This is a genomic window from Desulfoscipio gibsoniae DSM 7213 (assembly GCF_000233715.2).
Classification (GTDB): domain Bacteria; phylum Bacillota; class Desulfotomaculia; order Desulfotomaculales; family Desulfallaceae; genus Sporotomaculum; species Sporotomaculum gibsoniae.
Genome location: NC_021184.1, coordinates 4,796,315 through 4,817,597, shown reverse-complemented (window position 1 = coordinate 4,817,597; position 21,283 = coordinate 4,796,315). Strand labels below are relative to the sequence as shown.

The 21,283-nt window shown below is 44.4% G+C and carries 19 protein-coding genes; 16 read left to right on the top strand and 3 right to left on the bottom strand.

The window, feature by feature from the left end; genetic code table 11:
- Window positions 1-180: 180 nt before the first annotated feature.
- The 11 genes from DESGI_RS22470 to DESGI_RS22420 all read left to right on the top strand — a co-directional run bounded on the left by DESGI_RS22470 (window position 181) and on the right by DESGI_RS22420 (window position 10,940).
- Entirely contained in the window at window positions 181-1,587 is a 1,407-nt protein-coding gene (locus tag DESGI_RS22470) for a UDP-glucose dehydrogenase family protein (protein ID WP_006522208.1), read from the top strand.
- A complete protein-coding gene (locus tag DESGI_RS22465; RefSeq protein ID WP_006522209.1) occupies window positions 1,584-2,618 on the top strand; it encodes a lipid II:glycine glycyltransferase FemX in 1,035 nt (344 codons plus the stop codon). The genes DESGI_RS22470 and DESGI_RS22465 overlap by 4 nt, the downstream gene beginning before the upstream one ends.
- The gene (locus tag DESGI_RS22460) at window positions 2,581-3,246 is read left to right on the top strand and encodes a sugar transferase (protein ID WP_337833211.1); all 666 of its coding nucleotides are present in this window, start codon (window positions 2,581-2,583) and stop codon (window positions 3,244-3,246) included. Before DESGI_RS22465 ends, DESGI_RS22460 begins: the two co-directional genes overlap by 38 nt.
- A 60-nt stretch (window positions 3,247-3,306) precedes the next feature.
- Window positions 3,307-4,248 (top strand): NAD-dependent epimerase/dehydratase family protein, encoded by a 942-nt coding sequence (locus DESGI_RS22455; protein WP_006522211.1) that lies wholly within the window; start codon window positions 3,307-3,309, stop codon window positions 4,246-4,248.
- A gap of 57 nt (window positions 4,249-4,305) precedes the next feature.
- Complete coding sequence (locus DESGI_RS22450) at window positions 4,306-5,247, top strand: LCP family protein (RefSeq protein WP_052543981.1); 942 nt, start codon at window positions 4,306-4,308, stop codon at window positions 5,245-5,247.
- A 296-nt stretch (window positions 5,248-5,543) separates the two neighbouring features.
- The gene (locus tag DESGI_RS22445; RefSeq protein WP_006522213.1) at window positions 5,544-6,182 is read left to right on the top strand and encodes a sugar transferase; all 639 of its coding nucleotides are present in this window, start codon (window positions 5,544-5,546) and stop codon (window positions 6,180-6,182) included.
- A 107-nt stretch (window positions 6,183-6,289) separates the two neighbouring features.
- Window positions 6,290-7,345 carry a UDP-glucuronic acid decarboxylase family protein gene (locus DESGI_RS22440; RefSeq protein WP_006522214.1) on the top strand — a complete coding sequence of 352 codons (1,056 nt, stop codon included), beginning with the start codon at window positions 6,290-6,292 and terminating at the stop codon, window positions 7,343-7,345.
- Between the two features lie 92 nt (window positions 7,346-7,437).
- The gene (locus DESGI_RS22435) at window positions 7,438-7,629 is read left to right on the top strand and encodes an oligosaccharide flippase family protein (RefSeq protein ID WP_006522215.1); all 192 of its coding nucleotides are present in this window, start codon (window positions 7,438-7,440) and stop codon (window positions 7,627-7,629) included.
- 131 nt (window positions 7,630-7,760) lie between these two features.
- Window positions 7,761-8,168, top strand: coding sequence for a GtrA family protein (locus DESGI_RS22430; RefSeq protein ID WP_006522216.1), 408 nt, complete (start codon window positions 7,761-7,763; stop codon window positions 8,166-8,168).
- The gene (locus DESGI_RS22425) at window positions 8,125-9,972 is read left to right on the top strand and encodes a glycosyltransferase family protein (protein ID WP_157872846.1); all 1,848 of its coding nucleotides are present in this window, start codon (window positions 8,125-8,127) and stop codon (window positions 9,970-9,972) included. Before DESGI_RS22430 ends, DESGI_RS22425 begins: the two co-directional genes overlap by 44 nt.
- Window positions 9,969-10,940 carry a glycosyltransferase family 2 protein gene (locus DESGI_RS22420; protein ID WP_006522218.1) on the top strand — a complete coding sequence of 324 codons (972 nt, stop codon included), beginning with the start codon at window positions 9,969-9,971 and terminating at the stop codon, window positions 10,938-10,940. The genes DESGI_RS22425 and DESGI_RS22420 overlap by 4 nt, the downstream gene beginning before the upstream one ends.
- Window positions 10,941-11,063: 123 nt before the next feature.
- Here the strand turns inward: DESGI_RS22420 and DESGI_RS22415 are convergent, their stop codons facing one another.
- The 3 genes from DESGI_RS22415 to DESGI_RS22405 all read right to left on the bottom strand — a co-directional run bounded on the left by DESGI_RS22415 (window position 11,064) and on the right by DESGI_RS22405 (window position 15,343).
- Window positions 11,064-12,296, bottom strand: coding sequence for a glycosyltransferase family 4 protein (locus tag DESGI_RS22415; protein ID WP_006522219.1), 1,233 nt, complete (start codon window positions 12,294-12,296; stop codon window positions 11,064-11,066).
- 323 nt (window positions 12,297-12,619) lie between these two features.
- Window positions 12,620-13,888: an O-antigen ligase family protein gene (locus DESGI_RS22410; protein ID WP_006522220.1), complete on the bottom strand. Its 1,269-nt coding sequence runs from the start codon at window positions 13,886-13,888 to the stop codon at window positions 12,620-12,622.
- A 63-nt stretch (window positions 13,889-13,951) separates the two neighbouring features.
- On the bottom strand, window positions 13,952-15,343 hold the full coding sequence (locus tag DESGI_RS22405; protein WP_006522221.1) for an oligosaccharide flippase family protein: 1,392 nt from the start codon (window positions 15,341-15,343) through the stop codon (window positions 13,952-13,954).
- Window positions 15,344-15,572: 229 nt separating this feature from the next.
- On the opposite strand from DESGI_RS22405, the gene DESGI_RS22400 reads away from it, so the two are divergent.
- The 5 genes from DESGI_RS22400 to DESGI_RS22380 all read left to right on the top strand — a co-directional run bounded on the left by DESGI_RS22400 (window position 15,573) and on the right by DESGI_RS22380 (window position 21,186).
- Window positions 15,573-16,859: an O-antigen ligase family protein gene (locus tag DESGI_RS22400; protein ID WP_006522222.1), complete on the top strand. Its 1,287-nt coding sequence runs from the start codon at window positions 15,573-15,575 to the stop codon at window positions 16,857-16,859.
- Window positions 16,843-17,979, top strand: a complete 1,137-nt coding sequence (locus tag DESGI_RS22395) for a glycosyltransferase family 4 protein (RefSeq protein ID WP_006522223.1) — start codon at window positions 16,843-16,845, stop codon at window positions 17,977-17,979. Before DESGI_RS22400 ends, DESGI_RS22395 begins: the two co-directional genes overlap by 17 nt.
- Window positions 17,954-19,141, top strand: a complete 1,188-nt coding sequence (locus DESGI_RS22390) for a glycosyltransferase family 4 protein (protein WP_006522224.1) — start codon at window positions 17,954-17,956, stop codon at window positions 19,139-19,141. Before DESGI_RS22395 ends, DESGI_RS22390 begins: the two co-directional genes overlap by 26 nt.
- A gap of 162 nt (window positions 19,142-19,303) precedes the next feature.
- Window positions 19,304-20,383, top strand: coding sequence for an NAD-dependent epimerase/dehydratase family protein (locus DESGI_RS22385; protein WP_006522225.1), 1,080 nt, complete (start codon window positions 19,304-19,306; stop codon window positions 20,381-20,383).
- Window positions 20,380-21,186: a WecB/TagA/CpsF family glycosyltransferase gene (locus DESGI_RS22380; RefSeq protein ID WP_006522226.1), complete on the top strand. Its 807-nt coding sequence runs from the start codon at window positions 20,380-20,382 to the stop codon at window positions 21,184-21,186. The genes DESGI_RS22385 and DESGI_RS22380 overlap by 4 nt, the downstream gene beginning before the upstream one ends.
- Window positions 21,187-21,283 lie beyond the last annotated feature (97 nt).

The following is a 21,283-nucleotide window of genomic DNA, read 5'->3' as shown; positions in this document are numbered from 1 at the left end:
CTTATGTTTATTTATTCTAACTTTTATAAGTAGCATAACTTAAATATTATGTGTCTCATATGGTGGTACAGGTATCCATGTGCCCGCTGCCTATACTAATTCGCCTGTGAATTGTAACACAACATTTTACCAGATCATATTTTATCAAAAAGATATTTGCTATGGAGGATACTAAGAATTATGCAGGTGACTATTATTGGGTCAGGTTATGTGGGATTAACCACCGGGGTAGCCCTTGCTTACCTGGGGCATCAAGTTACTTTATTGGATAAAAACCCGGCGGTTGTAAGCGCTTTAGTAAAAGGTAGCTGCACCATATATGAATATGGCATGGATGAGCTAATGCAAAGTGCCCGGCATAATATCTCTTTTACTACTTCCTTTGCCGGAATTGGTAGCTCCAGGGTAATCCTTATCGCGGTGGGTACACCGCCTAAAAGCAGCGGGGATGCGGACCTTGGTTTTGTGGAAAACGCGGTGGCCCAAATAGCTGGCCATCTTGACGGCACCAATTATCCGGTTATTGTGAATAAATCCACCGTGCCCCCGGGAACAGCCAGCAGGGTAAAGACGTTAGTCAATAACATACTGCTGGGCAAGGGGATATATTCAGGGGTTAAAGTAGCTTCTAATCCGGAATTTTTACGGGAAGGGACCGCATTTTTGGATGCGCTATATCCCGATCGGATTATTATAGGCGCTGAGGATCGATCCACCACGGAGGTGCTTATTGAGCTTTACAATCCCATCATAAAGCAAAGTTTTACTGCTCCGGCATGTTTGCCCAGACCAAAGGGATATGCCGGGCCAGTATTGTTTGCCACTAATCCACTAAATGCCGAATTAATTAAATATGCCTCCAATGCTTTCCTGGCTATGAAAATATCTTTTATCAATGAATTTGCCGGACTGGCCGAGCTATTAAATGCGGATATTGTTGATGTAGCTTACGGTATGGGCCTGGACAGCAGAATCGGTGATAAATTCCTGAGGGCCGGGGTGGGGTGGGGAGGCAGTTGTTTTGGTAAAGATGCCCGGGCTATACTGTACACCGCCCAAAAATATGGCTATTCCCTCCCCCTGGTGCAAGCCGCCATTGAAGTAAATGACAGGCAGAAAAAATTAGTGACATCTAAAATTCGTTCCAGTTTAAAAACTATCCCCGGCAGCACCATCGGCATAATAGGGCTGGCATTTAAGCCTGGCACGGATGATTGTCGAGAAACCCCCGCGACGGATTTAATTTCGGAATTGCTTAATATGGGGGCCTTCATAAAAGTTTATGACCCCATGGCCATGGAAAATTACCAAAAACAAAATCCCGGTTTACCTGTGGAGTATGCTGCTGATTTGGCCGATTTGGCTGCGGGTTGTGATGCGCTGGTGCTGCTTACTGAATGGGAGCAGTTTAAGAATGCTGACTGGCAATCGCTGCGACAATTAATGAAAAAAAATGTATTCATTGATGGAAGGAACCTATTTGACCCCCGGGTTATGGATGAGCTGGGTTTTGTGTACCATGGCGTGGGCAGGCGTGTGCGTGTAAAAGGGCACACTGCTGTAGCCGACTCGAAAGCGTTGTCATGATGGCAAAGTATCGTACACTAAGTGCTAAAGAGAGCGCTGCCTGGCTGGCCTTTTTAGAAAAAACGCCGGCCCCGGATATATATTTTACTCCCGGGTATGCACAAACTTTCAGCCGTGAAGGTGATGCCAGGCTATTTGTTTATGAAAAGGGTACCCAAGTAGTCGTTTATCCCTACATCTTGCGCAGGGTACACAGCCCACCGGGCATAGGTCAAACATATTACGATATAACATCCCCTTATGGTTATGGCGGCCCCCTGTATTCACGTGCAGTGGATGTAAATATAATCAATGATTTCTACGCTTGCTTTAAACAATACTGCCGGGAGAACAAAATTATTACCGAATTTATTCGCTTTCACCCTTTGCTTCAAAACCATGTACCAATGTGTGACCTGGTTGATGTGCAAAGAAACTCCACTGTGGTATTTATCGATCTATCTAAAAAACCGGATGAAATCTGGTCGGGTTACCAGCGCAGCAACCGGAAAAACGTAAAAAAAGCACTGCGTGAGGGTGTGTCGGTGACCATCGAATCATCACCCCGACATTTTGCAGAATTTATGAATATTTACAGGCAAACCATGGATAGAAATCAGGCCGACCGGTTTTATTATTTCTCCCTTGACTTTTTTAACCGGTTACACCAGGGTATGCAAAACCGTTACGTTTATGCCCAGGCTTGGCTACATGGAAAAATTGTATCCACCGAGTTGCTGATTTACAACCAGCATTATGTACATTCCTTTTTAGGAGGTACCCTGGCGGAGTACTTCCCATATCGCCCCAATAATTTACTCAAACATGAGGTTATCAAGTGGGCCCGAAAGCAGGGTATCAGGTATTTCATACTGGGCGGCGGCAGAAGTGATGATGACGGTATCTTTAAATATAAAAGCACTTTCTCCGGGGATATAGCCGGGTACTTCATTGGTAAAAAAATTCACAACCGGGAGGCTGTGGCTGAAATAACAGGCGCTCTTTCCCAGGCGGATACCGGGGTGGATTTCTTCCCCCCTTATCGGAGGTGAGCATGGCATTATTAACACACATGATGTAATTAAAAGATGGTTTGATATAATTTTATCTTTGGTTTTACTGATCATCTTCAGTCCTATTATGGTTATCATTACCCTGGCAATTAAAATAACCTCACCCGGGGAAGTGATTTACCGGCAGCAGAGACTGGGCAGATACGGTAAAATTTTTTACTTGCTTAAATTTAGAAGTATGGTAAAAAACGCTGAATCTATGGGCTCCGGCATGCTGTTGGAGGAGAATGATACCAGGATTACCCCGCTGGGTAAATTTTTGCGCAAAACCAGCCTTGATGAATTACCCCAACTAATTAACGTTTTAAAAGGCGAGATGAGCATGGTGGGCCCCCGGCCTGCCCCCGTGTTTCACTTGCCCAAATACGATGACGAGCAGAGGCGTAGGCTGCAGTTCAGGCCCGGTATCACCGGGTGGGCCCAGGTGAACGGTCGGGTGGCCCTTTACTGGCCCCAGAGAATTGAACTGGATTTGTGGTATATCGACCATTATTCACTGTTGTTGGATTATAAAATTTTACTAAAAACAGCCTGGACTGTTTTTGATAGAAAAAGTACCGCCGCTAAACCGGATCGTAAAGACGTTGACCCTTTTATGAAAATGTGAGGGAGAGCGGGAATCGCCGTTCCCTGGGACTACTTTATAAAAGGCAACAGGAGGAAAATGATGGATCTTAAAGATATGACGGTGCTGGTTACCGGGGGTGGGGGCTTTATGGGCTCCCATCTCTGTGAGGCGCTGGCGTGTTCCGGGGCCCAAGTGAGGGTGATAGATAATTTTGCCTCGGGCCGGCCGGGTAACCTGGCCGGTATTAAGGATCGGCTGGAACTGGTTAATGGCAGTGTAGCCGACGAGAAAAAAGTGCGGCAGGCCTGTTGCGGTGTGGATGCCGTGGTGCATACCGCTTTTCCCATGGCCATGCGGGAGCGTTCTCTGGAAACAGATGTAATGGTGGATTACCTGGCCGGGCTGTTTAATTTGCTAAAGGAAACCATCGCCGTTAATGCATTGTTTGTTTATATTTCGTCCATTGCGGTATACGGTAACCAGCAATATGTGCCTGTAGATGAAAAACACCCTCTGGAACCAGTTATGTTGCATGGGGCCATGAAACTTGCGGGGGAATACCTGTGCCGCACATTGGCTCACAGTCACGGCTTAAAGGCGGTAATTCTCAGGGTGGCGGATATCTACGGGCCTAAAAACACCAGGGTTAGCGTACCGGTGAGGTTTTTAATGAATGCCCTGGCGGGGCAGCCCTTGCGGGTGTTCGGCTCGGGCCGGCAGTCAAGGACGTATACCTACGTGGATGATTTCGTGCAAGCGGTGCTTGGTGTTTTAATAACCCCGGCTGCAGTAGGCCAGGTGTTCAATATTGCAGGGGATCAGGTGGTTTCCATGTATGATTTGGCGCTGCTGGCCAAGCAAATTGCCAATAGCAGCAGCCCGGTGATATTAGAAAAAAATATGCCTTCTGATGGTAGACAACTGGTTATAGACGGTACTTTGGCCAGGCAAACATTGCATTTGGGCCAGCCGGTGAGTATAAGGGAGGGATTGACTAAAACCAGGGATTGGCTGCTCCTGGAGCCCGGTTTTTATCAATAACCGGCAGAGCTTTTTCAGATAAGGATAGAAAGATTAATATAGTGTGAGGCGAGTTTGGTGAAAAAAAGTAGGTTTTTATATGTGGTGCTGCTCGTGCTATTAATTATCGTTGCGATCGGTTTTGTATACAATACCGGTTGGGCGAAAAACAGTTTACAATCTTTCATTGTTTCACAGGCCGGTCAAAGCGCCGTTGACACCGGAGCAAGTTTGGAGCAGTCGAAAACGCCCAAGTCACAAATCGCCCAATTGAAAGACCCTTTAAATATACTGGTAGTGGGTATTGATAAGGCATCTTCTATCAATGGCCCACCCCGCCCGGGCCCCTGGCGAGCCGATGTAATTATATTAGTCCAAGTGGACCCGGACCGCGAGCAGGTCAGCCTTTTATCTATCCCCCGCGACACCAGAACCAGTATACCCGGGCATGGTATGGAAAAAATCGCTCACGCCCATGCCTACGGTGCCATGCCGCTTACCGTTGCCGCGGTGGAAGAATTGATGGGGGTACGGATTGATCACTATATGAGCATTGATTATGTAACCTTTGCCCGTATGGTTGATATACTGGGCGGTATTGAAATTGACGTACCCAGGGAAACAATCACTTACCATATGCATTTTAAACCCGGCAAGCAGCTAATGGACGGAAGGCAGGCCTATGAATATATCCACAGCCGGGATGAGCCCCAAGGAGATATTGCCCGCATTGAAAGGCAGCAGCTTTTTTTGCGCACATTGCTGGAAACAGTGCGTGAACAGGCCGGGGGCCTGGATTTGGCCAAAATGTATCTGGAATATAGGAAAGGTTCGGAAATATCCCTGTCCTTTGTAGATATGTTAAAACTGGCACTTTTTACAAGGGAATTAAAACCCGATAATTTAATTATGCACACTTTGCCGGGTAAACCGGACTACATTAACGGCATTAGTTACTGGGTTGCTGACCAGGAGGGTTTGGAGACCCTAAGGTTCCAGCTGTTGAAAGTTGAAAGCTGAGAATTGATAGTTGAACAAATTAAGGGCCTTTAGGCCCTTAATTTGTTCAACTGTAGACATAACGGAATAATCACAGGCCTTTATTCCATGTTAATGTCCAAAGGCTTATTGATATCCCCTGGCTTTTATTGGATTAGCGTGTTGTGGTGTACAAGCTGGCATATTAGTTGCTAATTGGTAAATTTAGTGTTGGGTGTTAAGTCGTGGTATTAGTGCCTTAACATAACAGCGGCGGGACAGGAACGATTATTTTTAAATACACATATTTTGGGATTATGTAAGCTAAAGGAGGCTTGATGCACCTTTTGATTTTTCATGGTCAGCAATTTTTAAAGCGTATTTTTGATCTAACCTTGAGCTTCTTACTGCTTACTGTCAGCCTTCCTTTTTTTATCATCATTGCTTTACTAACTAAATTGGACTCCCGGGGTCCTGTATTATTTACCCAAAAAAGGCTGGGCAAAAACGGAAAGGAATTTAGTTGCCTGAAATTTCGCACTATGGTAGGTAATGCCGGGGACGTTTTACGGCATGCACTGGAAAAAGACCAGGCTTTAAGAGAAGAATGGGAAATTAACTTTAAACTAAAAAACGACCCGCGGGTAACCCGTGTGGGCAGTTTTTTAAGGAAAACCAGTCTGGACGAGTTGCCACAAATAATAAATGTACTACGGGGAGAAATGAGCCTGGTCGGTCCCAGGCCGCGTCCTCTTTATGAGCTGGAGGGCCAAAAAGGCAACGATATGTTTTATGTTGGTTTAACAGTACGCCCTGGTATAACCGGACTATGGCAAGTCTCCGGGCGCAATGATTTGGACTTTAAACAACGCATATTATTAGACGCCATGTATGTGCAAAACTGGTCTTTAAAATTGGATTTTTTATTACTATTTAAAACAATCAAAGTTGTTTTAAAGCAAACGGGGGCATATTAATGCTGTTATTTATAAATCTAAGCAATTATATTTATCAGCAATTTGTATATTATGTATGCCCATACTTAATATATTGATGAAAAATCGTGATATGGAGGAGATTGGATTTGTCGAGCATAGAACAATGGTCGTGCCCGAATAATCGGCCTGTATCAATGGTGACGGGAGCAGCGGGTTTTTTAGGCAGTCATTTGGTTGACCGGCTACTTTTAGAGGGACATTGTGTAGTTGGTATTGATAATTTTTGCACCGGCAGCTGGGAAAATTTATATAACGCTCGCACAGTGGGCCGGGAAAATTTTATATTTATTGAGGGCGATATATTAGGGGAGTTTAAACTACCAAGTTTAAATTACGATTATGTATGGCATTTGGCCAGTCCGGCCAGCCCGGTGGAATACCGTCGGTTAAGTCTTGAAACTATGCTGGTGAATAGTGCCGGCACCCAAAAAATGTTGGATATTGCGTTAGAACACGGTGCCAAATTTTTACTCGCCAGTACATCGGAAGCGTATGGTAACCCCCTGGTACACCCCCAGCCGGAAAACTACTGGGGCAATGTAAATCCCGTCGGTGAGCGGGCCTGTTATGATGAAAGCAAGCGTTTTGGGGAAGCGCTGACTTTGGAATACCACCGGCGCTATGGTCTGGATGCCAGAATCATAAGAATTTTTAACACCTATGGCCCCCGCATGCAGGTAAATGATGGCCGGGTGGTGCCCAACTTTATCTGTCAGGCTTTGCAGGGGAAACCCCTGACGGTATATGGCAGCGGCGCCCAGACACGCAGTTTTGTCTTTGTAACCGATGAAATAGAGGGTTTTTGGCGGGCTATGATGAGCGATAAGACGGACGGTGAAATTATTAATATAGGCAATCCGGACGAGTATACAGTTCTGGAATTTGCCGGAATTATCGCCCGCCTGTGTGGGGTAGAGTTAAATATTATATACAGGCCCCTGCCGCCCGACGACCCAACAAGACGCTGCCCGGATATCAGTAAAGCCAGGAAACTATTGGGCTGGCATCCGGTAGTGCCACTGGAGCGTGGTATAGCCATGACCATAGATTATTTTGCTACCCAAAATACGGTGCTTCCAACAATAAATAAAAATAAAGATCTACGTATCCCTTCAGTTGAAGCAGATTATTTGCAACTGTAATAATGATTGGTTGCTTACGTTAATATCGGCAGCCCAATGGCGACAAAATAATTAGATGGCCTGTCCGGGTTATCTAACGGGTTAGGCATATTATGAATTTGCGTAGCGTTATCTTGAAAGACGGCTTTTATTTAGCTGCCCGGCAATTATTGGGCATGGTGATCGGTTTGGTAGGAGTGCTTTTAATTACCCGGGCCATAGGTCCGGGTAATTACGGCCTTTATTCCACCGCCCCGGGCATGGTCGGTTATGCAAGTAACCTTCATTTTGGATATATATGCTAGCTTGGTGCGGTGACACATTATATTTTTTTATCATATTTTGGTGGTATCAGGCACCATATCAATGGCTTTAATGCTTAAGCAGGGAAATAGGTGGGTTAGCTCAAACGAATGATTGTTCATAAGGAGAACTTGTGAGTTTAAGGCAGTATGTAAAATTTATTGTTGTGGGATCAATGAATACCTTGATTAGTTTTTTTATTTTTTTTATATGTTATGCCCTGTTGCAATGTAACTATTTTATTTCAATGGTGGTTTCATATGTTGTTGGTGTTTTAAATAGCTACTTTTGGAATAGATTGTGGACGTTTGAAAACAAAAAAACCAATCTTAAAAATTTTATTAAATTCATCTTTGTATATATAACAACATTTATTATAAATTTACTTATGATGTTTATATTGATAGATATCGGCGGGTTTGGTGTTTTGATGTCGCAGGTTTTTTCGCTTTCTTTTGTTAGTGTTGTTAGTTTTACAGCCCATAAATATTGGAGTTTTGGAATTGAGGAAACCAAAAATGCAGTATGTATTGATAAGTGACTTATGGTTAATAACTCTTGTTGGTGCTTTGTTTTTTGATTTGGCTCTTTATTCGCCATTTACCAGTAGGCAAGACCTGTCGTTACTTGTTATTATTTTAACTTTCTTGCTTAATGCTGTTTGCATGGTGCTAACTTTAAAAATTGCCAATGAATTTAGAAAAAATTGCAATCCAAGGGAAATTATATCAATAATTATTAGGCTTATTAAAAACCACCCTGTTCTAATAATAATCGCCATATATGCTGTTATAAAGTTATGCTTTCTTTATTGCATACTGCGCTGGGATGGAGCATTTTATTTTAGCCAACTATTAAAATGCGTGCAATATTTTGATTTTAGCTGGAGCAGTTTTATAAATAATTTTAACTGGTTCGGACATCCCTCAATGGGGTATGCAATCTTAATGTCGCTTGGGCAATTTATAGACTGGGGAAATCACTATATATTAAATTTGGAAAATTTAATATTAGCTCTTTTAGCCATAGGATCATTTTATAAAATTTTAATCTTTTTTTACAAGGATAATAGAATTGAAAATACGATATTAACAGCTTTATTTGCCTTTAACCCGTTATTTTTTGGTGTTTCCCTTACCTTTAGTATAGACTTTCCCCTACTGGTCTTTTGGACGGCATCCATTTATGCATTACTATATAAGCGTATGACTTTATTTGTTTTTTTAGCTACGATACTGGTGTTTTCTAAAGAACCCGGAGTATTGCTATACCTTTTATTTGTTTTGGTGTATTTATTTTTTAAATATATTAATCAGTTGGTCTATAACAATAATAATGCACCGGGCGAGCGAATTGGCGACAACAGTATAAAACAATTTATTTGTTTATTCTTACCTGTAATGTTTTTTTCAATATACCTGTTCTTTACCGGGGGATTGCTGTGGGGGGACGGTTCCGTTCAATGGAGCGGTAGTGAATTTAATTCCTTTGGCTTTGATTATTGGTTAATGAAAGAACGCTTTGGGCAAATGTTTATATTGAACTTCAGCTGGATACAAACCCTGTTAGTTGTATTATATATAATTAAGTCATTCCTTTGGCCAGCCGGAGTTGGTTTGTCTGTCATAAACCCGAACTCAGAACGTAATGCCATGCTCAAGGCATTTGTCATTACATACTTGAGTTTTGTTATCTTTAATTTACTATATATAACCCATACCAACCCAAGATACGTGCTTCCGTCAGTGTTTTTTTTACTGATTTTTAGCTACCACGCTCTGTTAAGTATCTTTCAAAGTAAAAAAATACGTATAGTAATACTATCTGTCCTGTTAATTTTATCGTTCCTGCAGACATTTAAGACTATTGATCCATTATCTAAAGCATTTTTCGGAACTACCACCATCGGCAAACAACAATTGCTTAATATAGGCCCCGGAGATGGTCTAACCTACAATGCTGAATACCTGGTGATAGATAAATTATTAGATAAGTTTAACCTGGCCATAAACATAACAGAGGATACAAAAATTATACTGAGTGAAGTTGACTGGTTTACGCACTTTAATGGCGCAGGCCCCTACACTTCTGTATATATCGATAGGACCACTTTAAAAAGGACATTGAAAAAAGATAATGCTTTTCAACCTGAAACATTTTGTGTTTGGGATATAAATGAATCTAATAAACCAGCAAATGCTTACTATATCTACATGTTTTGGGTTGGTGACAAGGAATTAGAGTTAAACCATTTGCTCAGGTACTATCGAATAATGGAAACCAAAATTGTTGAATATCATGGATATTATTTTGAAATCTATGGCTTAAAGGATGAAAATAAATGATATCAATTGTTATACCTATTTACAACGAAGCTGAAACGCTTCCTCTGCTATATAGTCGTTTAATGACAGTTCTTCCGGCGCTTCAAGATAAATGTGAAGTTATTTTTGTGGATGATGGTTCCAGTGACCAATCACTATCTATTATGAGCGGTTATGTCAGAGAAAATGAGTCTATCCGGGTTTTGAAACTCTCTAGGAACTTTGGGCATCAAGCTGCAATAACCGCGGGGCTTAAAAATGCTGCCGGGGATGCGGTGATCATAATGGATGGAGACCTTCAGGACCCTCCCGAGGAACTGCCGCAATTTATTGAAAAATGGCGTGAAGGTTTTGATGTTGTATATGCAATTCGTGAGAAACGTAAAGAAGGCGTTCTTAAACGTATGGCCTACCATAATTTTTATAGAATACTTGACTTGGTAAGCGATATTAAAATACCTCTGGACTCAGGAGATTTTTGTGTGCTAGACCGTAAGGTGGTTAATGTATTAAACAATGAATTACCGGAAAACATCAGATTTGTAAGGGGACTGCGATCGTATGCCGGTTTTAAACAAATTGGCATACGATATGAAAGACATGGCAGGGCGGCCGGTGAGGCGAAGTATACCTATAAAAAACTTATTAAACTGGCGCTGGATGGAATTTTTGGGTTTACTTTGCTGCCACTGAAAATGGCTACATATTCCGGTTTGTTTGTTGCTGTTTCATCTCTGATAATTGGGCTGGTTTTCCTTATGGCCAGATTTTTTAACTTTCCTATCTTTGGAACTCATGTTCAAGATGTTCCCGGTTTTACAACATTGGCAGTAGGCGGCTTTTTTTTAGGTGGTATAATATTGCTTTTTATGGGGGTCCTTGGCGAGTACATGGGCCGCATATATATTGAAGTAAAACAAAGACCGCTTTATATAGTAGAACAAGTTATAGAAAACAGGCAGCCATCAATATCAGTTAATAATGAATAATAAAATATATAATTTGAAAAGATGAACCCGGCCCGCGGGATTATCGCCAGGGCCATTACCCGGGTGCTGGTGTCCCCTGGTAATGGCAGCTGCCAGGGCTGGGCTAAATTTTTTTAAATGAAGCTAAGCATGCCTACCAATGTGGTGATTTTGAATAAATGATTGAGCCAAATCAAATAACAATTTAGGCTTTTGCCACCAGGTATGTTCTGCTTCAACGTGCGTCAAAGCTTTTTGGGATAAGTTTTCCCGCAGCGCCGGATCAGCCGCAATAGTGGCAATTGCATTAGATAGTTCAGTTATCGCTTTCTCCATACCTTCATTCACCGGGATACAAATTCCAGCTTCACCTATTACTTCTTTTGGACCGCCGCAGTCCATTACTACTAAGGGAAGGCCTGAAGCCATAGCCTCGAAAACAACAGTGCCGACACTATCACGGAGGCTGGTAAACACAAATAAATCGGCATTTTGATATTCAATTTTAACTTTTTCATGAGGCAACCAGCCAATAAAATCTACACGGTCGGCAATGCCACAATTTCGTGCTATACCGGCACATCTTTTTCTGTCCGGTCCATCACCAATAACCCGCAGTCGAAAATCAAATTGGTAACGTAAAGGTTTAAGAGCCCATAATAATACCGGTAATGCCTTTAAAGGCAATATCCTGCCCACCCAGAGAATTTGAAATGGGCCCTGGTTTTTGCCGGTGGGTAACTGCCGACGTTCATCCATATCTATTCCCACTTGTAACATTACATGAGACTTATGTAGAAACTCCCGGGGCAATATTTTATGAGTGTCTTTATTGGAACACAAGATAAGATTGGCATTTTTCATAGTTGCACGAACAAAAGGATCAAACCGGGACAATCGATTAGCCAAAAATCGTACCTGCTCTTTTATCCAGCCTTGCCAACCCAGGGCTTTAAAAAAACCGGGAGGTACCTCCTCACCACCGCCAACCGGACCCCAAATAAAAGGAATACCCAATTTCTTAAGAAATGAAGGTATGCGCCAGGATGCATAGGTAAGATGATGGGCAAGTTCAAAGCCAATAACCTTGTGTAATTCGCGTGCAGTTAAGAATGACTTATATTGCCACCAGTAATTATAAAGCCAGCCACCAACCCCCCACGGTATTAACCAGGCTAATTTCACCCACCGGTCAGAAATATAAATAAAGTTTACATTGGCTAAACCACCTGATTTTTCAATTTCGTCCCGGTTCCATTCTGAAGTGAGTACCCATAATTGATGTTCTCTGCTTAATTCTCGAGCCCAATTCCAGCCCACACCTCCCTCTGAACCACGGTTTGGCAAGCATGCATAAGCCGAAAGTACAATTTTCATTAACCAATCTCTCCTATTACTACAGCGAAAAGTATAGCTTATCGAACTTCAAGATGGGTTTGCCGTTCCTTGGCGTAGTAGAGAACACTACCCAAATAACGGTGCCGTTTAGCTGGTGCCAGGTGTTGAAAGGTTGAAAGATTTTAATCTTTCAACCTTTCAACACCTGGCACCTATCAAGATGGCGAAAGCTTTGCTCAAAAAGTAATTTACGCTGTAGTACTATTTTAAATATAAGTTTTTTAGCCATATAACTGCTTCGGTTCCAGCCCATCCGGCATAATCACTGGAATCAATTACACTGATATAATGTTCCTTCGTCATTAATATTGAGGTTTTGGGGTTTTATGACTAAGCTGAATAGAAAAAGCAGTATAGAGAACCCAAAAAATCCAATTTCTAAACAGTATGGTACTTTCTCCAAGATTATGAATGCTCATAAAAACTAAAAATAGCAAAGGAAACATATTAATTAGGTGGCTTTTTTCTCGCACTAAATTGAAAGCTTTATATAGATTGTTAAACAGTGACAAAGCATAAAACACAACGCCGGTTAAACCAAGTTGCAACCATAAATCCAAGTAACCATTGTGGGCGTGTGGAGGGCACCAATATACAATATGTGCTCCAGGATCCCAGTATAATTTATACATTATGCCGCTAAAAGGTCCTTCCAAGCCTAGCCAGTAGGATATATACCCATATCCCAACCACGGGCGGTTTAAAATCATTTCCCAAACCGCTTGCCAAAGCGGGGTACGTCCTGTCAAAGTTGAAGTACGCCCCAGGATAGCAAATAAATTATCCTGATAATTAACCACCCAGAAAGCAAAACCACAAACTCCCAGAATAATTAAAATTACAAGACCGGTACTTTTAAAGTGTAGCCATACCAGATAGAACAAAAGGATTATTAATGCTATTGAAAAAGCTACCAGGGAAGTCATTGAATTGGAAAAAAATAAGGTGGATACAGATAAAATAAAAAAAACAAATCCTATTACGATTGCTTTAATGTTTTTGCATGCCTTTATGCTATCAATTAAATAAAGTAACCAGGCTATGGCTACTAATGAAATTACGGCACCTAGTACGTTTTTGTTGTCGAAAACACCGCGCCAAATCATAAAATTGGTTTTATATTCAAGCCCAAGCGAAGGTAAAAATAATACAAATCCAAGGCTTGTGACGGCAATAAATCCAAACGCCAATAATAGTAGTTGCATCAATTCCCGGTGAGTATAACGGGCGGCCAGGTAAATTCCGAATGCAGTAGTACCTAATAAAGCCACGCTGTTCTTTAAGGTTGCAAACGGTACTTCCGACCATACAATGGAAATAAAGGCCAACCCCACTAATAACCAGAGTAATTTATCTTGAAAAGCTACTCTTAAAACTTGCCGTGAGTGTATAAGTAAAAGAATAGCGGTAACAGTATAAATTCCTAACCATAGCAACGGGACGATTAAATCTTTGTTTGATAAATCCCGTAATAGCAATTGATAAAATGCGTTTGTGTAAATAATTAATGTGAATATTGTAAATAAATATTCCCATATAGGTTTTCGTTTTTTTAATTCACCGTTCTCCATGATTTCAATCTCCTCCTGTAATACCTCCAATTAATGCTTTATCTTCCTGTAATTGCATTATGGTTATTTATTACTACCTTTAATAAATTTTACATAATCTAAAATCTTTTGCCTGGATGCGGGCTTTGCCAGGACAATTAATAAAGGCACCCCAAAAAGCAGGTTTAATGGTAAGTCAACCATTGCGGAAAAAAGTAGGAAAATAAAGGATGTCAGCCAGGGAATCGCGTTTTTATAAGATACGGGGAAAATTCGTCTTACGTAATAATGGATAATGACGTAGCTGAATAGGGTTAATACTTCAGCTATGCCGTAACCCAGCAATCCAAACCGGGGCAGTAATAAAAGCGCTCCCGCGGTAAGCAGTAAAATATACACCGTGTGGAAGATGGTTACCTCATAATTGCGGCGGAGAACGTAAAGAACGGATGAATGCATATTAAACACCGTGTTAAACAGGTAACTAAGGGCAATAAAGGGGTAGATGAGTAAAACCTTATTCCATTGATCGCCAAATAAACCAGGGAAGACCAAGGGAGCGATAAATGAAAATGATATAAGCAAAGGGCCAAAAGCTAAAATCTGGAATACCATAGCTTTTTCTATGGCCTCTTTTAAACGAAGTTGATCTTTCTGCAGTTCGGCCAAAACGGCGATGGAAATGCGCTGAACCACATTTTTGACAAAGCTGAGGGCGTCTACAAAGCGGATAGCCAGTGCTACGCAGCCAACCACTTCCGGTCCGGCATAACGGCCGACTATCAGCGGGTTAACCAGTGGGCGTAGCTGCCAGATCCAGACGGAAGTAGAATAGCTTATACCATACTTTAACATATCTGCTACTATGTCCCTAGACCAGTAAGGGCGGGGAGTCAGCCTTGCCATTATACACGATCCGGCACATATCAATACCTGCCAGGCCATATAACCGGCAACCGGTGCCCATACGCCTTTTCCATAATACGCCAGGGTCAGGGCAATAATGTAATTAATTAATTGTCCTGCAAGTTCAATAATAGAAACGGCCCGGTAATTTAAATCTCGTTCCAGTTTAGCCATGGCGGGGGTGGAGAGGGCGGTTAGAGGCAGCGTAAGCAACAGGATGAGCAGCGGGGGGATAAAGGCCGGATTTTTTAACCATTGCTGTAACAGTGGTATAACTGCAATACCAAGCAGAAGTCCCACCATGCTCGTAATAAACATCAGGGTAAAGGCCTGGTTATATTCATGTTCGCAAGGTTCGGTCTCTCGCCTGATTAAGTAAACTTTATTACCTAAACTAACCAGGTGACTGAGATAAAGAACAATCTCTTGGGCGGAGATAAAAAGGCCGTAATTACCGGGGCCTATGGACCGGGTTAATAGCAAAATTCCTACAAAACTTATAAATAGCCCCAACCCCTGCCTGGCAATGAGATAAGCTCCGCCTTTAAGAACCTTTTTTTTAAAACTCATCTTATCCATCAGGCTCAAATCGAAGCTTTTTCTAAATGTATCATTTCTGTCTACCTCCTTTGCTCTAGTGACAGGATATCTGCATTGGAGAAAATGTGTGCATGTCCAAAACCCTGCTAATGATTGCCAGGGTTTTATAATAAATAACGGCTATCAAACTGCAGCATCAGTACATATCGTAATATCAGGTCGGATAACAATTGAATATTTATGCACAAGGAGCAAATGCATGGAACATATGGAACATATGGAACAGAATAAGACTAGCCGCCACAAACCTGTACTCTGGGAAAAGATATTCGTATTAATAGTGATATTTTTCTCCACTGGTGCGGTTCTTCCCCTTTTGCAAACGGTGAGCGGAGCGGTTTATGGCCCTGTGCAAGGCAACGTTGCTATGCAGGTTTTATGGGCCGGTATTTATGCGGTAGCACTAATAACACTATATTTGCTGTTAACGCGTCTTCGGCATGCCGCCCGCATAGCTGGCCGGGATAAGTTGCTATGGTTGCTGGTGGGGTTGGCCCTGGTTTCCGTGTTTTGGTCCGAGGCTCCGGCGGTAACCCTGCGCCGCGGCATAGCTCTTTTGGGAGCCACCGCTTTCGGTTTTTATCTGGCTGTTCGCTATACGCGCCGGGAAATAGTGGAATTGCTGGTATGGACCTTTGGTTTAATCGCCATTTTAAGCATGGGATTTATCCTGTTAATGCCGTCATTAGGTGTCCATTCCCATTACCAATTTGCTGCATGGCGTGGTGTTTACGTACATAAAAATACCCTTGGCTGCATGATGGTGCTGGCCGCCATAGTTTGGTTGCTGTATTCCATTGATCATTTTAAAGAAAATAAATGGAACTTCATCTTCTTTGCCCTGGCTGTGGTGTTATTGTTCCAGTCCCAATCAGTTACCGCTACATTAATCCTTGGGGCACTGTTGGTGATGGTATTGATTTTTCGGAAAGCGCGAAGGCGCAAATTTTGGGGCGCAGGTATGCTACTTCTCCTGGGGGGTGGGTGCCTGGCCTGGTGGTTGGGCGATAATTTATTAGTGATTATTCTGGATGTCCTGGGGCGCAATGAAACCCTCTCCGGCCGTACTGAACTGTGGCAGTTGATCTGGGATCAGATCCGGCAGCGGCCGTGGCTGGGGTATGGTTATAATGCATTCTGGTTGGGCTGGCAGGGGCCTTCCGGTGAGGTATGGCAGGTGCTCAATTGGACCCCTCCGCACGCCCATAACGGCTACCTGGATATTTGGCTGCAGCTTGGCCTGGCGGGTTTGGTTCTTTTATTAATTTCTCTGCTGGTTAATTTAATCAAAGCCTTCACTCTGGCCCGTAAGAAAAGCGATATGGTTGGCCTGTTTCCTCTGTTAATGCTTGTTTTTATGATGATGCATAACATCTCGGAAAGCACTTTCATGGAGAACTTTTTTTTCTGGATTTTATATGTGATGACCTCCATCCAGCTAAGAATAGAAAACCAGGGGGGAGCCGCCCATGCAAATAAAACCTGAAGTGGCCATACTGACCAACCTGATCGCCCCATACAGGTTACCCTTATACCAGATGCTGGCTTCTGATCATTTTCAATTGTCGGTACTTTATTCCGGTTGGGAGGATAACCGGGATTTCTGGCAGTTAAAACATCCGCAGGATAACCAAATAGGCGTTAAAAAAGCCTGGGGTTTTAGTATTAAGATACCTCTAAAAAAACATCGTCAATTATTTGATTACTGGTACCTGCATATAAACCCCGGTTATTTATCGGACCTGATTAAGTTAAAACCCGATGCGGTAATTACCAACGAAATGGGGTTTCGAACCCTGATGGCCCTGGTTTACGGATCAGTTTTTAGTAAACCGGTGTGGGTTTGCTGGGAAGGGTCTTTGCATACGGAAAAAGATATCGGCCTTTTTAAAACGGGTTTACGCAGATTGATGGCTAGGTGGGCCAAGCGGTGGATCAGCTTCGGGGATGCGGCCACACAATATCTTTTAAGCCTGGGGATCAAGCCCGAGAATATTTTACAGGTGCAAAACTGCGTGGATGAACGTTGGTTTCTTAATTCAGCGGCAGTGCCTATTCATGACATTGATCCCAAACCGGTTTTTTTATATGCCGGGCGGTTAGTTGGCGGCAAAGGCGTCAGATATCTTATGGATGCCGCGGCAATATTGCAGGGGGAGGGTTACCTGTTCTCTTTGTTAATTGTGGGCGAGGGCACTGAGCGCGAGCGGCTGGAACAATATGCGGCGGATTTATATTTAAAGAACGTGCACTTTCACCCTCCCGTTAAATCAACGGCCATGGCGGGGATTTACCAGAGTGCTGACCTTTTTATTTTGCCGACCCTGCATGACGTTTGGGGCCTGGTAGTTAATGAAGCCCTCTGGTCCGGCCTGCCGGTGCTTTGTTCAAAGTATGCGGGCTGCGCGGAGGAGCTTTTGCCACCGGCCAATATTTTTGACCCGCTGGACCCGGCAGACTTTGCCGCGGCCTTGCGCAGGGCGTTAACGGGTAAAATTACCCCCCCGGAGCGGAGAAAATTAAAAACATGCCGGGAGGTGGCTGAGATGATAGCCGATGAGTTAAAAGGGGTTCTACAGCATGATGAAAATCGCAGTTTTTCATAATTATTATCAGCAACTGGGCGGAGAGGATATTCTTTTTGATGATGAAAAGGCATTGCTGGTAGGTAATGGCCATAAGCTAAAATGTATGACCAGGCATAACCATGAGATTGGCGCCAAGGGGCGATTTAATACAGCCGTGGCCACGATATGGAACAAAGCCTCTTATCAAGCCGTAAAAAGGCTGCTGGAATGGCAGCCCCAGGTGGCCCATTTTTATAATACCTTTCCTCTTATTTCCCCTGCCGCTTACTATGCGGCCCGGGCCATGCACGTGCCGGTGGTGCAGGCACTGCAGAATTACCGTTTACTTTGTCCCGGCGCTTTCTTTTTGCGGGACGGTCGGGTTTGCGAGTCATGCCTCGGCAGACTGGTACCCTGGCCGGCGCTGGCCCGCCGCTGCTACCGGCAGAGCCGTGCGGCAACTGCCGCGGTGGCGACCATGCTGGCGGTCCACCGTGTTTTAAAGACCTGGCGAGAGGTGGTGGATGTATATATTGCTCCCACCGCTTTTGCCCGCCAAAAATTTATCGAGGGAGGTCTGCCCGGGGAGCGGATTGTGGTTAAACCTAATTTTATTTATACGGATCCCGTACCCGGTGACGGGAAGGGCGGGTTTGCATTATTTGTAGGCCGGCTGTCTGAGGAAAAAGGTATCAAAACCATGCTGGCTGCCTGGTCCAGGCTGGACCAGTCCATTCCGTTAAAAATTGTGGGGGCGGGGCCCTTGGAGCGGGAAGTGCAGGATTTTATGGGCAGGCACCCTGGCTTGGCCTATCTGGGCCACCAGTCGGTGGAAGAGGTGCTGGCTTTGATGAGGGAGGCCAAGGTACTGGTATTCCCCTCGGAATGGTACGAAGGCCTGCCCAGGACGATCATTGAATCCCTGGCCAGTGGTACGCCCGTGATCGCCTCTCGCCTGGGGGCCATGGAAAGCGTTATCGAGCATGGTCGCACCGGGTTACACTTTAACCCCGGAAAGGTAGAGGAACTGGCCGCCCGGGTAGAGTGGGCCTTTGCTCATCCCATGGAACTTGAATTGATGAGGCGGGAAGCCCGGGCCGAGTTTGAGGCCAGGTATACCGCTGAGCGAAACTATCAGGCGTTAATGGAAGTTTACCAGATGGCCATGGAGAGGGCCCGGGTCAGGCGGGCCAGAGGCTGACCCGGGTGCCCCGGCCAGATTTAACCTGACTAACTTGGCGTAAGTCTCCCACTTCTATAAGTGGGAGTACAACGCCAACTAAGTCATGCATTTGCAGTTCTAAAATTCAGGGGGAGTTGAATCTCCCCCTGAATTAAGAACTTGCTTCAAAGGAGGATATCAATGTCTGTTGTGGTGATCACAGGTTCTACGGGTCTAATTGGTACGGAGGCGGCTGAATTTTATGCTGGCCTGGGTTACCGGGTAGTTGGAATTGATAACAATATGCGGCAAATTTTTTTCGGGCCCGAGGGCTCTACGGATTGGAACCGCCGGCGTCTAACCGAGACCCTGGGTACCAAATATACACATTACTCTGTCGACATTCGGGATGGCCGGCAGCTAAACCGGATCTTCTCCGAGTACATGGAAGACATTGCGCTCATTATCCATGCTGCCGCCCAACCATCCCACGACTGGGCCGCTCGGGAACCTTTGACGGATTTTGGTGTCAATGCCGGAGGTACTCTTAATTTGCTTGAGGCTATGCGTCACTATTGCCCGGAGGCGGTGTTTATATTTACGTCCACCAACAAGGTCTATGGTGACCAACCCAATAATTTACCCCTGGTGGAGCTGAACACCCGCTGGGAAATCGACCCCGCCCACCGCTACCATAACGGTATTGCTGAAAGTATGAGCGTGGACCAGTGTATGCATTCCCTCTTCGGAGCCTCAAAGCTGGCCGCAGATGTGTTGGTTCAGGAATATGGCCGGTACTTCAATTTCAAAACGGTTTGTTTCAGGGGAGGCGTGCTTAGCGGCTCCCGGCAGTCCGGGGTCCGGCTGCACGGGTTTATCAACTATTTGATGAAATGCGCCATGACGGGTACCCCTTACACCATCTTGGGATACAAGGGTAAAAAAGTACGGGATGTAATCCATGCCGAAGATGTTGTAACGGCCTTTCATGCCTTTTTTACCAAGCCCCGGCGGGGTGGGGAAGTGTATAACCTTGGCGGGGGGCGGGCATCCAATGTATCTGTGCTGGAAGCAATTACGTTGGTGGAAGAAATCATGGGGAAAAGGCTGGCTCATACATATACCGATCAAAACCGTGCCGGAGACCATGTTTGGTATATTACTGATTTGAGTAAATTTACAACTCATTTTCCGGAGTGGCAAATGAAATATAGTAGCATTCGCATGATTATGGAAGATATTTATGAAAAAAATAAGGTGCGCTGGAGAGACCTGAGATGATCGATTTAGGTAGGCATTCACTGTTGGGTGTACTAATCTCCGCTGTAGATTACGCGGGCGCTGTGCAGCAAATCTTGGCGGCCGCTTTGGAAGGGCGGCCTTTGGCTGTGTCGGCCTTGGCTGTCCACGGCGTGATGACGGGGTACCTTGACCCGGTTCACCGTCGGCGGTTGAATGGAATTGACCTGGTGGTCCCGGACGGGCAGCCAGTTCGCTGGGGCCTGCGCTTAATCCATAAAATTAGTTTACCGGACCGTGTATACGGCCCGGAATTAACCCTAAAAGTTATCAAGGCCGCGGCTGATAGGGGATTGCCCCTTTACCTTTATGGAAGTACTGAAAAGACGCTGGCCTCACTGGTTGCCTGCCTGGAACGCCGTTTTCCGGACCTGGTTATTGCCGGCCGGGAACCATCCAAATTTCGAAGGCTTAACCCCCGGGAAAAAAAGGAATTGGCGGATAGAATCACCCATAGCGGTGCCCGCATTGTACTGGTGGGGCTGGGCTGCCCCAGGCAGGAAGCTTGGGTGTATGAATATCGCAATTTGTTGAATATGCCCCTCCTTGCCGTGGGGGCGGCATTTGATTTTTTGGCAGGCTTAAAACCACAGGCGCCGCCCTGGATGCAAAAAAAAGGCTTGGAATGGATTTACCGGCTAACCCGGGAACCGAGGCGTTTATGGCGGCGTTATCTGCTACTTAACCCGCTTTACGTGGTGGCGCTAATCGGGGAGGCCCTCGGCCTGCGGCGTACCCCGGTAATTATGCCGGATGGGCTGGAGCCGGAAAAATCACATGGTTAGTACTACCCGGTCAAACGCTAAAATATCATTTATCACGCCCACCGGTTTATTGGTATGGGAGTTGAGAAAGATTTTGGAGAATAAAGAAGTTACTATG

Excerpts from the sequence above, each read along its gene's own strand:
- DESGI_RS22470 (WP_006522208.1), top strand. The coding sequence starts at position 181 with ATGCAGGTGACTATTATTGGGTCAGGTTATGTGGGATTAACCACCGGG.
- DESGI_RS22465 (WP_006522209.1), top strand. The coding sequence starts at position 1,584 with ATGATGGCAAAGTATCGTACACTAAGTGCTAAAGAGAGCGCTGCCTGG.
- DESGI_RS22455 (WP_006522211.1), top strand. The coding sequence starts at position 3,307 with ATGGATCTTAAAGATATGACGGTGCTGGTTACCGGGGGTGGGGGCTTT.
- DESGI_RS22445 (WP_006522213.1), top strand. The coding sequence starts at position 5,544 with ATGCACCTTTTGATTTTTCATGGTCAGCAATTTTTAAAGCGTATTTTT.
- DESGI_RS22435 (WP_006522215.1), top strand. The coding sequence starts at position 7,438 with ATGAATTTGCGTAGCGTTATCTTGAAAGACGGCTTTTATTTAGCTGCC.
- DESGI_RS22420 (WP_006522218.1), top strand. The coding sequence starts at position 9,969 with ATGATATCAATTGTTATACCTATTTACAACGAAGCTGAAACGCTTCCT.
- DESGI_RS22415 (WP_006522219.1), bottom strand. The coding sequence starts at position 12,296 with ATGAAAATTGTACTTTCGGCTTATGCATGCTTGCCAAACCGTGGTTCA.
- DESGI_RS22410 (WP_006522220.1), bottom strand. The coding sequence starts at position 13,888 with ATGGAGAACGGTGAATTAAAAAAACGAAAACCTATATGGGAATATTTA.
- DESGI_RS22405 (WP_006522221.1), bottom strand. The coding sequence starts at position 15,343 with ATGAGTTTTAAAAAAAAGGTTCTTAAAGGCGGAGCTTATCTCATTGCC.
- DESGI_RS22400 (WP_006522222.1), top strand. The coding sequence starts at position 15,573 with ATGGAACATATGGAACATATGGAACAGAATAAGACTAGCCGCCACAAA.
- DESGI_RS22395 (WP_006522223.1), top strand. The coding sequence starts at position 16,843 with ATGCAAATAAAACCTGAAGTGGCCATACTGACCAACCTGATCGCCCCA.
- DESGI_RS22390 (WP_006522224.1), top strand. The coding sequence starts at position 17,954 with ATGATGAAAATCGCAGTTTTTCATAATTATTATCAGCAACTGGGCGGA.
- DESGI_RS22385 (WP_006522225.1), top strand. The coding sequence starts at position 19,304 with ATGTCTGTTGTGGTGATCACAGGTTCTACGGGTCTAATTGGTACGGAG.
- DESGI_RS22380 (WP_006522226.1), top strand. The coding sequence starts at position 20,380 with ATGATCGATTTAGGTAGGCATTCACTGTTGGGTGTACTAATCTCCGCT.